General features: G+C 45.5%; 12 protein-coding genes, 1 tRNA gene and 1 pseudogene. 1 reads left to right on the top strand and 13 read right to left on the bottom strand.

Annotated features, from left to right (window positions below):
- Positions 1 to 22 precede the first annotated feature (22 nt).
- The 4 genes and pseudogenes from NE671_RS00425 to NE671_RS00410 form a co-directional block, all read right to left on the bottom strand.
- A complete protein-coding gene (locus NE671_RS00425) occupies positions 23 to 838 on the bottom strand; it encodes a methyltetrahydrofolate cobalamin methyltransferase (RefSeq protein WP_021650848.1) in 816 nt (271 codons plus the stop codon).
- A gap of 326 nt (positions 839 to 1,164) precedes the next feature.
- Positions 1,165 to 2,097, bottom strand: a complete 933-nt coding sequence (metA, locus tag NE671_RS00420; RefSeq protein ID WP_173739991.1) for a homoserine O-acetyltransferase MetA — start codon at positions 2,095 to 2,097, stop codon at positions 1,165 to 1,167.
- A gap of 91 nt (positions 2,098 to 2,188) precedes the next feature.
- A complete protein-coding gene (ligA, locus tag NE671_RS00415; protein ID WP_256163525.1) occupies positions 2,189 to 4,150 on the bottom strand; it encodes an NAD-dependent DNA ligase LigA in 1,962 nt (653 codons plus the stop codon).
- Positions 4,151 to 4,235: 85 nt separating this feature from the next.
- A pseudogene (locus NE671_RS00410) lies at positions 4,236 to 4,886 on the bottom strand (pseudouridine synthase); the annotation flags it as partial.
- Positions 4,887 to 4,998: 112 nt separating this feature from the next.
- On the opposite strand from NE671_RS00410, the gene NE671_RS00405 reads away from it, so the two are divergent.
- Complete coding sequence (locus NE671_RS00405) at positions 4,999 to 5,535, top strand: N-acetylmuramoyl-L-alanine amidase family protein (RefSeq protein ID WP_256163524.1); 537 nt, start codon at positions 4,999 to 5,001, stop codon at positions 5,533 to 5,535.
- Positions 5,536 to 5,600: 65 nt separating this feature from the next.
- On the opposite strand, the gene NE671_RS00400 is transcribed toward NE671_RS00405, so the two are convergent.
- The 9 genes from NE671_RS00400 to NE671_RS00360 all read right to left on the bottom strand — a co-directional run bounded on the left by NE671_RS00400 (position 5,601) and on the right by NE671_RS00360 (position 14,805).
- Positions 5,601 to 6,521 (bottom strand): SH3 domain-containing protein, encoded by a 921-nt coding sequence (locus NE671_RS00400; protein WP_256163523.1) that lies wholly within the window; start codon positions 6,519 to 6,521, stop codon positions 5,601 to 5,603.
- 57 nt (positions 6,522 to 6,578) lie between these two features.
- A tRNA-Arg gene (locus tag NE671_RS00395) sits at positions 6,579 to 6,650 on the bottom strand.
- Between the two features lie 207 nt (positions 6,651 to 6,857).
- A complete protein-coding gene (locus tag NE671_RS00390) occupies positions 6,858 to 7,688 on the bottom strand; it encodes a hypothetical protein (RefSeq protein ID WP_015524720.1) in 831 nt (276 codons plus the stop codon).
- Positions 7,689 to 7,722: 34 nt separating this feature from the next.
- Complete coding sequence (locus tag NE671_RS00385) at positions 7,723 to 8,787, bottom strand: DUF6077 domain-containing protein (RefSeq protein WP_173740487.1); 1,065 nt, start codon at positions 8,785 to 8,787, stop codon at positions 7,723 to 7,725.
- A gap of 1 nt (position 8,788) precedes the next feature.
- Positions 8,789 to 11,083, bottom strand: coding sequence for a xanthine dehydrogenase family protein molybdopterin-binding subunit (locus NE671_RS00380; RefSeq protein ID WP_173740486.1), 2,295 nt, complete (start codon positions 11,081 to 11,083; stop codon positions 8,789 to 8,791).
- Positions 11,080 to 11,550, bottom strand: a complete 471-nt coding sequence (locus NE671_RS00375; RefSeq protein ID WP_015524717.1) for a (2Fe-2S)-binding protein — start codon at positions 11,548 to 11,550, stop codon at positions 11,080 to 11,082. The genes NE671_RS00380 and NE671_RS00375 overlap by 4 nt, the downstream gene beginning before the upstream one ends.
- A complete protein-coding gene (locus NE671_RS00370) occupies positions 11,547 to 12,359 on the bottom strand; it encodes an FAD binding domain-containing protein (RefSeq protein ID WP_173740485.1) in 813 nt (270 codons plus the stop codon). The genes NE671_RS00375 and NE671_RS00370 overlap by 4 nt, the downstream gene beginning before the upstream one ends.
- A 122-nt stretch (positions 12,360 to 12,481) precedes the next feature.
- Positions 12,482 to 14,158 carry an alpha-glucosidase gene (locus tag NE671_RS00365; protein ID WP_173740484.1) on the bottom strand — a complete coding sequence of 559 codons (1,677 nt, stop codon included), beginning with the start codon at positions 14,156 to 14,158 and terminating at the stop codon, positions 12,482 to 12,484.
- A gap of 11 nt (positions 14,159 to 14,169) precedes the next feature.
- Positions 14,170 to 14,805, bottom strand: a complete 636-nt coding sequence (locus NE671_RS00360) for a GNAT family N-acetyltransferase (protein ID WP_015524714.1) — start codon at positions 14,803 to 14,805, stop codon at positions 14,170 to 14,172.
- Positions 14,806 to 14,817: the final 12 nt, after the last annotated feature.

Below are 14,817 nucleotides of genomic sequence, written 5' to 3'. Positions count from 1 at the left end.
GCATTCCGCATATGCGTTTTATTTATTTTTTTACAGGTCCGATCAGACCTTCTCTGTATGCTCCGATGTATTCCATACAGTAATCATCCAGACCAAGCAATGCCTCTGTTGCATATACAAGTCCAAGCATATCTCTGTTTGTAGGATCCATGATTGCACTGTCAAGGCCGGCATTCATTGCAAGTACCACAAATCCGAAATTGATAAGCTTACGTACCGGCAGATTGAAGGAAATGTTGCTGATCGCCGCTGTAATGTGGATCATCGGATACTGTTTACGGACACTTGAAATTACTTCCACGTTCATCGCAATACCATCTTCAGATGTACAGAGCATCTCAACCAATGGATCAATATGGATACGATCCGGTGAAATTCCGTACTCTTTCGCTTTTGCCATGATCTTGTCAAATACCTTCAGCCTGTCTTCCGCACTTTTGGGGATACCTGTATCATCGCTTAGAAGTGCGATAACCTGCCACCCTTTATTTTCAGGCTGTGCCATAAGAGGAAAAATCTTATCGATCTTATCCCCTTCACCGGATACAGAGTTAAAAATACCCGGTTTTCTGCAGAATTTGTAAGCTTCTGTAAGAACATCTGCACTGGGACTGTCTACGGAAATCGGAAGATCTGTCACTTCCTGAATACAGTCGATCATCCATTTCAAGGTTTCTACTTCTTCTGCTTCCGGAACAGATGCGCAACAATCGATATAGCTTGCTCCTGAGTTTGCCTGAGCAAGTGCCCGCTGCTTGATGAATTCTGCATCTCTGTTTGCGATCGCCTCCGCCACAGAGGGGATGGATCCATTGATTTTTTCACCTATGATTATCATATTATTTATCCTCCCGTTAACATATTCTGGCCTGCATCAAGAATTGTTACTGTTCATTTCATTCTCAGTAACACGCTTCGCAGAATATTACCAATGAACAGTAACCAAGAATTCTTATTTCAGTTCCATGTCTTTCATATAATGATTGTATCAAAATAAATGCAAAAAACCAGCCGCATTTCATACCATAAACATTGCATTTATTCCTACATTTTGTAGGAATGTTTTTCAGGAAAGACCTTCGTAAGCAGCAATCTAAAATAAGCCCATAAATCATAGCTTTGTCTACGATTTATGAGCTTATGCTAACACTTATTTCATATTCCTTAAATTTCCCTGAAATCCGGTGTCCCGTACAGGTCATACGGAGTACTCTGGTATACGTAATAATTCAACCAGTTCGTATACAGGTTGTTGGCATGGGCCCTCCAGGTGAGGAGTGGTTTGTTGTTTGGATCGTCATCTTTGTAATAGTTCTTCGGGATTTCAATAGGCAGACCCTTGGCAAGGTCTCTCTTATATTCGCCATCCAAAGTCACGCGGTCGTATTCCGGATGTCCCATAACAAAGATTTTACGTCCTCCCTCTGCCATTGCAAGGAACAGACCAGCCTCTTCGCTTTCCGCCAGGACCGTAAGGTCTTTGCATGCATGGATATCTGCAATAGGAACTTCTGTGTGTCTGGAATGCGGCGCAAGAAATACATCATCAAAGCCCCGGACCAGCGGAATCTTACGGTTCAGTACCCTGTGCTGGAAAAGTCCGAACATTTTCTTATCCAGAGGTTTTTTCTTCAGGCCATAAAAATGATAAAGACTGGCCTGCGCTGCCCAACAGAGAAAGATCGTGGAAGTCACATGCTTCTCAGTCCAATCCATGATCTCAGTCAGCTCATTCCAGTAATCCACTTCCTCAAAAGGCATCTGCTCCACCGGTGCTCCTGTGATGATCATTCCATCAAATTTACGTTTCTTTATATCGGTGAATGTTTCATAAAACTTGTTCAGATGGCTGAGAGATGTATTCTTGGCTTCATGGCTCTCCACAGCCATAAATGTCACATCCACCTGCAGCGGTGTATTGGAAAGAGAACGCAGAAGCTGCAGCTCTGTTTCTTCTTTCAGCGGCATCAGATTCAGGATCAGAATATGGATCGGACGGATATCCTGGTGCATGGCACGTTTTTCGTCCATTACAAATATATTTTCTCTCTCCAGGATCTCCTTTACCGGAAGATCCCCCTGTGTTTTGATCGGCATTGTTTGCCCTCCTTATATATAAAGCGTCTCTTATAAAGGAGCCGCTCGGCTTTTTTCTTCAGATAAAAAGTATCTCCAGTCTGTACGGCCTTTACTGCACTCCGGCAAGTTTCCGAAAATCTTCTTCTGAAAGGATCGGAATCCCCAGTTCTCTTGCCTTTTTGTTTTTGGATGAATTGGACTGGATGTCGTTATTGATCAGATAATTGGTCTTTTTGGTAACTGAACCGGTAACCTTGCCTCCCAGGGATTCGATCAGCTCTTTGGCCTCACTTCGATTTCCAAAGTGCACCAGACTTCCTGTGATCACAAAATTCATTCCTTCAAAGATCTGTTCCTGTTTGGGACTGTCCTCCTGAATATGAAGAAAGCTCATCAGATGATCCAGGCGGTGATCATTATCCTCATCCCTAAAATAAGCTACCAGATTTCCGGCAATGACCGGCCCGATGGTATCAATATCACTGACCTCTTCCAGACTGGCATGACGTATCCTGTCCAGATCATTGTCAAAATGGCGGCAGATCACTTTTGCATTAGCCAGACCGATATTTGCGATCCCAAGACTGTAGATCACTCTTGGAAGTGTAGTCTCTTTCGCCCGTTCCAGACTTTCCATAAGATTATCATAGGATTTCTGCCCAAAGCCTTCCATTTCCACGATCTCATCTTTATACCGGCTGATCTCAAAAATATCGCCAAAGTCATGGATAAATCCCCTGGCAATAAATTTCTCCAGTGTTGCCTCGGAAAGTCCGTCGATATTCATGGCATCCCTGCTTGTAAAAAGCCCAAAGGATTTGATTTTCTTGGCCGGGCACCCCGGATTGACGCAGAAAAGACATTCCACATCGTTTTCTTTCTTCACTACCGTTTCCTGTCCGCAGGCCGGGCAGGTATGCGGGATCGGTGCATTACCGCTTCCGGTCAGATTTTCCGCGATCTGAGGAATGATCATATTTGCTTTGTATACACGAATGGTATCTCCAATCCCCAGCTTCAGTTCCTTCATGATACTGATGTTATGCACACTGGCCCTGCTCACTGTGGTTCCTTCCAGTTCCACCGGCTCAAAAATTGCTACCGGATTGATCAGTCCGGTCCTGGACGGGCTCCACTCAATCTCCAGAAGTCTCGTATCACGCATCTCATCGGCCCATTTAAATGCCATGGCGTTCCTTGGAAACTTGGCCGTAGTTCCCAGAGATTCTCCGTAAGCAATATCATCATACAATGCCACAAGCCCATCTGACGGAAAATCATTGGTCGTAACTGCTTCCGCAAAGTAATCCATCGCTTCATCCAGAGTTTCCGCTGTGACTTTTCGATATTCCACAACATCAAAGCCCTGTTCATTCAGCCACCGGAACTGCACCTCCCTGGAATTCCGGAAATCTACGCCTTCCGCACTCACTAAAGAAAAAGCATAAAACCGAACGTTTCTCTTCGCTGTAATTTCGTTATTCAGCTGGCGGACAGAACCACTGCAGAGATTTCTGGGATTTTTGTATTTGGCATCTGCATCTCCGATAGTTTCGTTGATCTTTTCAAAATCCGAATAGGTAATGATGGCTTCTCCGCGAAGTACCAGTCTCCCTTTAAAAGAAATTTTCAGAGGTATGTTCTTAAATACTCTGGCATTATTGGTAATAACCTCTCCCACAATACCATTTCCTCTGGTAACTGCCTTTATAAGCTCTCCGTTTTCATAGGTAAGCACGATCGTTAAGCCATCCAGCTTCCAGGATAAAAGTGTAGGATGTTCCCCGATAAACTCTCTCAAAGCTTCTCTCTCTTTGGTCTTATCCAGAGACAGCATCGGTCTCTCATGTTCCTCCTTGGGGAGCTGCTCCACTGCCTCATATCCTACATTAACGGTTGGACTGTCTGCCAGAACGATCCCTGTTTCTTTCTCCAGTGCGCTCAGAGTGTCGTACAGGGCGTCGTACTCCACGTTGGACATGATCTCCCTGTCTTCCTGATAATAGGCCCTGGACGCTTCCCGGAGCTTTTCTCCCAGCTCCTTCATTTTTTTTATGGATGATTCGTTCATGGCTTCCTCCCGTCCTTTTTTCTGATTTTTCGGAGGAAAGCATCTCCTCCAATTCTTTTCGTTCTTCCGGCCGGATCTCACGATATTTCCCCTCTTCCAGGCCATTAATATACAGATTCATGATCCGAACACGTTTCAGTGTTACGACTTTATATCCGAAATATTCACACATACGACGGATCTGGCGGTTCAGACCCTGGGTAAGGATGATACGAAAACTGTTTTTCCCTGTTTTTGTAACCTTGCAGGGACGTGTGACCGTATCAAGGATCGGCACTCCGCCGCCCATACCACGGATAAATTCTTCTGTCACCGGTTTATTCACGGTCACCTGATATTCCTTTTCATGGTAGTTCCCCGCCTTCATGATACGGTTCACCAGATCTCCTTCATTGGTAAGGAGAAGCAGTCCTTCGGAATCTTTATCCAGCCGTCCTATGGGATAGATCCGCACCGGATAATCCAGATATTCTGTTACTGTCATCTCATTCCGCTGTTGTCTGGTGCTGCAGACAATCCCTTTTGGTTTATGAAAAAGAAGCAGGATCTTTTTTTCCTGTTTTTTTACAGGCTTTCCGTCAATACAGATCTCCGCATCCGGAAGGATCTTCATTCCTGTGGAAACCAGTTCTCCATTAGCAGTAACTCTCCCCGCTTCTGTCAGTCGGTCTGCCTCTCTTCTTGAGCAGACTCCTATATCGCTTAAATATTTATTGATTCTGATTTTTTCGTCCATTGTTCTATTATATATTTTTTCCCACGTGTTCGCAACCGGTTATTTTTCTTGTATTTTCTTTCTCATTATTGTATGATAAACAGAAATATACTTAAATATCAGGAGGAAAAACATGTCAGAGCATACTCCACGTATGAACCGGCTGCTGATCTTTGTCGCTGTTTTCCTGTGTCTGATCTGCGGTATTCTCTTTACCCAGTCATCGGCCGGTCCTTTTGAAAGCAGCAGTACTTCCGTAGTTTCCATAAATACCAGCGATATTTCGACTATTGAACCAAGTTCAGATCGCGATCACCATACAGATGCATCGATATCTTCCGGCGCTCCCTCACCTTCCGCCACACCGTCTCCTGTTCCCACAGAGATTCCCGAAGCAGAAAAGGTTTCGCCGGAGGCAGAAAACGGAGTCTGGACACCGGATGGCACCAACTGGAAATTTATGGTTGACGGAACCGCCTATACCGGATGGCTTACCGACACAGATAGTCATCGATATTATTTCAATAAGGACGGAATCATGCAGACCGGCTGGATCACCCTAGGCAAAAAACGTTATTATCTGGACGAAGACGGAATCATGCAGACCGGAACCATCACCGTAAATGGAAAAAAATACACATTGGCAGCAGACGGTTCACTCAAAAAATGATCTTTCGTTATATCAGAGCAACAAAAATGCAGGTTCTTCCGGAACCTGCATTTTATTAACCCTTATTATTCTAACAGACCACTATAGACATAACCGGTCTGTCCATCATAATCAACCTGTATCCAGTCGCCTTCCTGCCCTTTCTTTTCAACTTCCGTTCCTGCAGAAAAACCACCGATAACCTCACCCTCTGAATCTGCGGAAGCACGAACATTACAATCCTCTGTAACTGTAAGCATTGTTCCTGCATCTGCGGAAGCACTGGCATCTTCACCAAGGCCCTGAAGGAATTCTGCCAGAGAGGGATCACTCTCCTGCGCAGCTTCATAGTCCGTCTTTACCTTTGTGATAAGCTCCTGCACATCCTTCTCAGATTCCAGTTTTTTCACATAGGCACTGATATCTGCATCGTCATCAGCACCACCTTTGATCTTCAGATTGCCGTCACTGCCCGTCTCCACATAAAACTGGCTCAGTGCCGGAACCGGAGTCTCAATTCCAGTACAGATATAATTAAAGACTACATAAACGACATACGAATCGTCCGTCAGTCCCTTCTTAGCGTAAACATTCTGTACCTCATACCCATCAATATAATCCCTTGAATTAATCTGCGACTCGTCAGCCGGCGTAAATCCGTCCTCAATCGTCTTAAGTGTTGCAATGTCTTTTTCCCAAAAAGCTTTATAATAGCTCTGAATCAGCTCGGTTACTTCCGTGCTGGCTTTTTCCATGGTTGTCTCCGCATCCGTATCTGCCGCGGAACTGGCGTCTTTCTTCTCGTCTGTCTCCCCATCATTTGCCGGAGAAGAAGGATCATTTTCCTGGTTACTTTGGGCTGTTGTCTGATCTTTATTGGAATTCCCCTTCTTACCTCCAACACAGGCGCGGACGCCAAAGATCAGAACAAGCACGATCACCAGAATGGCTCCGCCTAACATAAAATAGCGAAGGTTATCTGATAACCATTCTCTGAAATCATCCAAGTTCTTGTCCTCCTTATCATAACAACACGCCGGAACAATTCCCACTGTTCCGGGTAACACACCTGAAGGGAATCGAACCCCCGCACATGGTACCGGAAACCACTGCTCTATCCACTGAGCTACAGGTGCATAATGAAAAACATAACTTCTAAATTCAGGTATGAAATTATCAAAGTAGGTTTACACTGTTTATGATTTTAACACAAATCCATGAAATTGTAAAGATTTTTTTAAACAGTACATATTCATCACACATTTTATGGTTGCTGTTCACTCCGTTCTCCGTATCATTTTACGCACTTTGGTCATTTTTCCAGGCCAGAAGGGCGAACACATTCACCCTTCAAACCTGTATACCACATATTTTTCTGTCTGTGCAATAGGGGTACATCCTGCCTGACGGATATAGTCATGATTTGTAAGATCTACCGGAAGAACGAGATAATCGGTTTCCGTTCTTTTCAATACCTGCCGGAACTTATCAATCCCTACATCCATCTGATAACTGATCACATCCATGATCACTTTCTGGATCTGGTAGGCCTTGCTGTTTTCGTAGTTTCCTACCACGGTACTTCCTGCACGATACAGGATAAAATTACGATCCAGAACAAGGATCAGTGACGGATCATACTGTCTAGCCACCAGATTCAGCTCATTGTCAAAAACAACCTTGGGTTGTTCTTTATCGCAGTCCTGATGGATCACATCGCATACTGAGCGCAGCTCATTCGGGACTTTATAGATGTTTTCCGCCATCACATAATCTTTTGCAATGCCGGGAACAGGTGTCCCCGTAGTGACGATCACTGCCGCAAGGATCAGCGCTGTTACAGCCTTCAGCCATCGAAACCTTACCGCTTCTACGATCCGTACAGCATAATAGGCAGCACCCGGGATCACCGGAAGGATCCAGATAAAACGATAATATTCACTTTCAAAATGTACCTTTGGTATCACATATTTTACAAGAACCGGATTATATACCGTAAGTGCCAGAAAGACTAGATAATACAGGAACACTCTGGATTCTTTTCTCCTGCGGTAAAAAATATCCCAGAGTATACCTGCCAGAAAAAATACAGGCAGCAGACAGCCACTCCAGTAATTCTCCATACAGATCTGCACAAAACGCAATCCCAGTTCTTCGATCGTTACTCCCGCCATTTTCTTCTCCTATCTATGGTATCTTCCCAGTTTCTTATGATGCCGGAAATGCGATCCATCCAAGCTTCGCCGAAAAATAAACCAGGGCATACAAAAATCCCGGCAGCATACAAAGCGCATAGGGAATCGCGTAGGAAAGCTTTTTCTTCAGCACCATCACCGGAAGGATCGCCGTACTGACTACTGCAGGATAAATAAGGGAGGATCCTGAAAACGTCAACGCACTGACTGCAGCAATGAAAAGCAGCACCCAGCTCTCTTTATTTCTGCCATCTTTGTTGAGCCAGAGCCGTATACTTACCAGAAGCGCTGCCGGAATGGAAATATTTGCCAGCAGGGCCTTCCCTTCATAAACCCGCATAAACGCAAAGGTTCCTGTTGTATAGATAGAAAAAGAAAACAATTGCATCAGACACACAAAAAGAACCATCAGGTCTGCTTTTTTTTCATCTCCACGAAAAAAGCTTTTTCCGATCTGGTAGATCAGAAGGTTGATCATCAGCATGTTGATCACAGACATCACGACCTTGGACTGAACGATCGGGTGGATGCCCAGAAGGACACACCACACCGCATTGTTCATCGGATATGCAGAAAGATCATAGCGGAGATTAAAATTTCTCTGGATAACACCGGTAAGCGGACTGTATCGGGCAAGAGTGTCTGTATACACAGAAGTGCTTACTGCACCAATATAATGTGTTGCATCTGCAGTAACGTCCTGATATGCAGCCACCAGAAAACACTGCAGGATCACTGCCGCAACGGTCAAAAGCAGCAGCAGTGAATGCTTCCGAAATGTTTCTCCTATCCGGTCCAGCTGTCCCTTCCAAAGTTTATGCGCAAACAGACATGCTGCCAGTACACAAGCTGCCATGATCACCATCCACAGATACGAAAAGGTACTCAGTTTTACCCATTTCAGTGTCATAGGAACTGCAAGTATCTCAAAAGCCGCAAAATACAGAAGATATCCCAAGACCAGTTCCATGGTTACTTCCGCCTTCATTTTCAGTATCCGTGTCAGCAGACTTCCTGCACAGAAAAATACCAGCAGCTCCAGGATCAGTCCGGCAATTGCCAGTATCAGCTCCTGCATTTCACACCTTCTCTCCGGCTTCTCTGGCAAGGATTCCCATTGCAACCTTCTCCGGAGTGATCGGGAGCTCTCTGACACGTACACCTGTTGCATTATAAACCGCATTGGCAATAGCCGGACAAGGTGTATCGATCACAAGCTCACCAATGGATTTTGCACCGAAAGGACCTGTCTTCTCGTAGCTGCTCTCAAACTCGATCCGCACCTTCGGAATATCCATACGGTTGGGGATCTTATACTGCATAAAAGAATTGTTACGGATCTTTCCCTTATCTGTATACTGCACATCCTCATACAGAACCATTCCGATTCCCTGACCGATACCGCCTTCTGCCTGCACTCTGGCAAGATTTGGATTGATCGGAGTTCCACAGTCGATCACGCCCACATAATCAATGACATCGATCTGTCCGGTCTCTTTATCGACCTCCACTTCAGCGGCACCTACCATAAACGGTGGCGGAGAGATCGGAGAAGAATATTCTTTTACAACCTGAAGCTCACTGCAGACTCCACAGGTCGCTTTTCCTGCGATCTGCTGCAGCGTTACCTCTTTTCCGTCTTCTGTGCGGACTTTTTCTCCGTCAAAATCAGAATCCTCTGCAGATACTCCAAGCATCTGTGCGCCAAAAGCGTGGATTCTCTTTCTGAGTTCTCCGCAGGCCTGGATCACGGCATTTCCGGTTGCATAGGTTGTGGAAGATGCATAAGAACCGGAATCATAGGGAGAAATATCTGTATCCACACTGAATACCACGATATTTTTCATATCTGTATCCAGACAGTCTGCTGCCATCTGAGCAAGAATGGTATCACAGCCGGTTCCCATATCAGAACATCCAAGTGCCAGGGTATAGGAACCATCCTCATTTAATTTAATGTCTGCTCCGCCGACATCGATTCCTGCAATAGATGAGCCCTGCATAGCCATAGCGATACCGACACCCCGTACTTTGCCGTTACCCATATCACGGAACGGATATTTCTCATCCCATCCGATCATTTCCTTTGCACGGGCGAGGCATTTATCCATGGTACAGCTGCCGTTGATCGGTACATCCGGATATCCCGGAAGTGCCTCTCCCTCCATAGGCATGTTCAGCTCACGGAATTTTACCGGATCCATCCCCATCTTATGAGCCAGCTCATCTGCTGCGGACTCCACAGCAAAAATACCCTGTGTGGCACCATAGCCACGATAAGCGCCAGCTGCCTGCATATTGGTGTAAACAACATCATAAGCAAAACGGTAGGCTTCCGTATGACGATACAGCGCAATGGATTTATGGCCTGAAAGTCCTACGGTTGTAGGCCCATGCTCTCCATAGGCACCGGTGTTGGAAAGAGTATAAAGATCGATTGCCTTTACAATACCGTTTTCGTCTGCACCCATACGGATATGGACTTCCATCTCATGACGCGGAGAAGACGCGATCATGGATTCCTTTCTGGAAAAAACGATCTTGGACGGACGCCCGGTAACCCATGTTACCAGTGCCGGGAAAACCTCACTGACAGAAGACTGTTTTGCACCAAAGCCCCCGCCGATACGAGGCTTGATCACACGAACTTTGGAAGACGGAATGTTCAGCGCATTTCCTACGATCCTTCGGATATGAAACGGGATCTGGGTGGAAGAAACCACCGTCAGTCTCTGAAAATGGTCCATATAACAGTAGGTACGGAAGGTCTCCATCATGGTCTGCTGATTTGCCTTTGTGTGGTAAACCTGATCTACTGTATACGCACATTTTTCCAGCATGGCATCCACATCACCCACTTCTTCTACATTGGAGGAACAGAGATTACGCTTATTATCTCCGCCGGCCGGGATCGGCATATACCAGTCATCCTCCGGGTGCACCAGAATGGGATTATCCTTGGCTGTGTGGATATCCAGAACCGCTTCCTCCACACGATATTTTACCTTAATGCGTTTCAGGGCTTTATCTACTGCCTCTTCTGTCTCACCGGCTACGATGGCAACCGGATCCCCTACAAAACGCACATGCTTATCTATGATATAACGATCCCATGGACTGATCTCCGGCGCTGTCTGCCCGGCCAGAGTAAATCTTTTGTGGGAAACATCCTCATAGGTCAGAACACAGGCAATCCCCTCGATCTTCTTTGCAGCCTCTGTCTTGATCTCTTCCACCCAGGCATTGGCATGAGGACTTCTTAAGATCTTGACGATCAGGCAGTCAGAAGGTGCAAGATCATCGGTATAGACCGGTTTTCCGGTTACCAGCGACATTGCATCTGTTTTTGGCACCGGCTTGTTTACGTATTTCATTTTCCTTCCTCCTGTCCTTTTTTATAGTCGAGAAATTTCAGGATACTTCTGGTCTGTCCCACAAATCCCGAGCAACGGCACAGATTTCCGGAAAGATACTCCAGGATATCCTCTTCTGTGGGATCTTCCAGTTCCTTTAACATGGCAAATACATTCATGATAAATCCCGGATTGCAGAAGCCACACTGCTCTGCTCCCTCATTTGCCATAAAAGCGCCGAATTCCTTTGCTTCCTCCTGCATTCCCTCCAGAGTCACGATCCGTTTCCCGTCTGCGCGGGCAGCCAGCATGGAGCAGGACAGTACCGGACGTTCATCCATCAGCACAGTACAGAGACCACAGTTTGCAGTCTCACAGCCACGTTTTACGCTGTAACAGCTGTTTTTCCGCAGGAAATCCAGAAGCAGTTCATCCGGACGTACCTCTGCCTGCCGTTTTACACCATTCAGCCAGAAAGTGATATTCATTCTGCTCTCCCTCCGATCTCTTCCCAGGCTCTTCTTGTAAGGACTTTCACAAGAAGACTTCTGTATTCTTTTGAAGCACGCATGTTCTTGTCTGTAGGAACATGTTCCGCCGCATATGCGGCAAAAGATGCTGCTGCATCCTTTTTCTGCTGTGCATTCATCTGTACAAAATCTTTTAAGATTTCCTCTTCATCTTCCACGATCATTGCTTTTCCGGGTCTGGCCCCAATGACAGTTCTTGCTTTTCCGTCAATAAGAGCGGCCGCACAGGTGAGCACGGGAAAATCTGTGGAATTGTTCCGCTGACTTAAGTACACACTGTTCAGCGGCTGTTTTTTTACAATGATATTTACCAGGATATCGTTATCCTTTTCCATGGATGCAAACTGTGCCAGCGGAATGGTTCCGCCATTGTACAGCTCCACCCAGGTATCCAGTGCCAGAAACATGGTCAGTACATCGGAAAATCCGAATCTTCCGAAAATACTTCCGCCCACTGTGGCACAGTTTCGAAACTGCACACCCACAATGTGCCGTACACTTTCACGGATAGCACTGTTTGTATAGGCATTCAGCTCTTTGTGGGTTTCCAGCGCATGAAGTGGTGTCATGCAGCCGATCACAAATGCTTCTTCTGTTTCTGTAATAGTATCCAGCCCAAGACCTGACAGGTCAATGGCTGTCATGATGTTCCTGTTTCCCATTTTCAGCCAGACCATACCGCCCAGCACACAGGCTGTTCTTTTCTGGTTCAGTTCATATGCCTGTTCAAGGCTTTCTGCCTTTATGTAATTCTTTATCTTCAGCATACTTTATTCCCTTCTGAATTCTCATTCTCTTTCTTTACGGCTGTTTTTTCAGCCGAGCATTTATTTTAACAGACTGTCAGCTAAATAGCTATTGTTTTTTTCTCTGCTGTTCTGATGCCGCATCAGTCAGCGGTCTCCAGAACGATAAACTGATACGGTTTCAAAATGATTTCTTTTTCTGTGATCTCCACAGCTTTCTGATTATTCAGAAGCACCTCTTTTACTTCTCCCGGCAAAGATACCTTCTGTGACTGTGCCTGCATATTTCCCAGGATCAGAAGATTTTTCTCACCGTTTCTTGTATATGCGATCAGATTCTTCTGTTCTTCCTGATATGGAGCGAATGTTCCGTATACAAGCGTTTCTTTATATTCCGGAGCTTTTCTCAATGCAGTCAGCTTTTTGTAGAAAGAAAGGAGGGAGTTACTATCCGTTAATTGAGACTCTATATTGATCTCCTTATAATTCGGATTAACCCCAAGCCACGGCTCTCCTTCTGAAAATCCCGCATTTTTCTCTGCGCTCCACTGTACCGGAGTTCTGGCATTGTCTCTGGAAAATGCGGAAGCAGCATCAAGCGCTTCTTTTTCACTGCATCCGGCACGGAGCGCTACCTGGTATTCATCGATGGTACTGATGTCATCGATCTGATCCATAGAAGTAAACTCCATATTTTCCATACCGATCTCCTGCCCCTGATAAATAAACGGAATTCCCTTCAGCAGAAAATAAACACCTGCCAGGAGCTTCCTTGAATCCGGACAGCGGTCTTCCGGAGAAATATAGTGACAGACACCTCTTGGCTCATCATGATTCTCAATAATGTTGGAGATCATGCCGGTATCCCCAATCTTTTTCTGCGTATGGAAAATACACTTCTTGTACTCTTCCGGAGTCAGGTACGGTTTGGATGCATACCAGCCATCCTCGCTCTTTCCGTAACAGGTTTCTTCAAAATCAAACATGGATGAAAAATATCCGTTTTCTCCGATAAAATCTTTGATCTCATCTTCCTTTTCATTGAAGACCTCTCCTACAGTAAAAGCATCATAGGGATGAAAGCACTTCTCAGCCATCTCTCCCAGAAATTCTCCAATCCCTTCTGCCTCCTCCAGCATCCTCCCGACGCTGCAGAGCCCATCTGCACGATCGGCAGGATAATCGGAAAACGGAAGCTTCTTCTTGATATTGATAATGGCATCAATACGGAATCCGCCAAGCCCTTTTTCCATCCACCAGCGGATGTTTTTGTAGACTTCCTCTCTTACTTCAGGATTCTCCCAGTTGAGATCCGGCTGCTTCTTGTGGAATACATGGAGATACTGTTTATCAGGATGTCCCGGAAGCTCTTCCCATACCGGACCACCGAAATAGCTTCTCCAGTTGCAGGGAGCTTTATCATCCTTTTTGTCCCGGATATAAAAGAAATTTCCATACTTTCCGTCCGGATCCTTAATGGCCTGCTGAAACCACTCATGCTCATCGGAGCAGTGATTTACCACCAGATCCATAAGGATGTACATTTCTCTTTTTTTTGCTTCTGCGATCAGACGATCCATATCCTCCATGGTCCCAAACCTCGGATCAATCGCATAATAATCTGCAATGTCATATCCCTGGTCTGCAAGGGGAGATTTATAGATTGGGGAAAGCCAGAGGATATCTGCTCCCAGTTCCTTAAGATAATCAAGCTTGCTGATGATTCCCGGGATGTCTCCGATCCCGTCTCCGTTGGAATCATAAAAGCTCTTGGGGTATATCTGATATACCACTTTGTCATGCCACCATTTTCGTTTCATCGTAATTCCTCCTATGCCTGTTTGATCATGCAGTACTGCTTCAGATCAAATCCTTTTTTCTGTACAATGCCGTATAATTTAAATCCGAATTTCTCATACATGGAAACATTTGCCGGATTATGGGTTTCCAGAGAGATCATCAGCTTATGCCTGTCCGCATAATCGATCACCTCATCCATCAGCTTTTCAGCAAGACCGTGATGCTGCATCTTCGGCGCCACTGCCAGATAGATCACATGAAGCCTTTCTGCTGTATGAAGCTGGGAAGTCCAGCTGGAATTCAGATAGTCTTTTCCCTGGATGAATTTCCGCAGGGTCGCAAGACTTGGATCCTCTTTGATCAGATAGCCATCTGTTTTCAGAAGGGCAAAAAAATCCACCATCAGATTATGTAAGGCTGCTTCATGCTCCGTTCCGTCGGATACTACCAGGATACTGTTCAGCTCACTGCTGTCTGCATAGATCTCGCAGGTCTCAAAAAACTCCGTAAGATCACAGGTAAAAAGCTCCGGCATCAGCCGTTCTCTGGTATCCCTGTCCGGGATCAGTGCATGATACAGAGGATCCTCCGAAAAACATACGGTCAATATCCGGATCAGCTTATCCAGATCTTCTTCTTTCACTCGGTATAAATTATGGCTTTCCATTCTTTCCTCCAG

The sequence above is a fragment of the Blautia sp. DFI.9.10 genome (assembly GCF_024461705.1).
Classification (GTDB): Bacteria; Bacillota; Clostridia; order Lachnospirales; family Lachnospiraceae; genus Blautia_A; species Blautia_A fusiformis.
The sequence above is the reverse complement of the archived record's forward strand: the minus strand, read 5'-3'. Positions and strand labels throughout refer to the sequence as shown.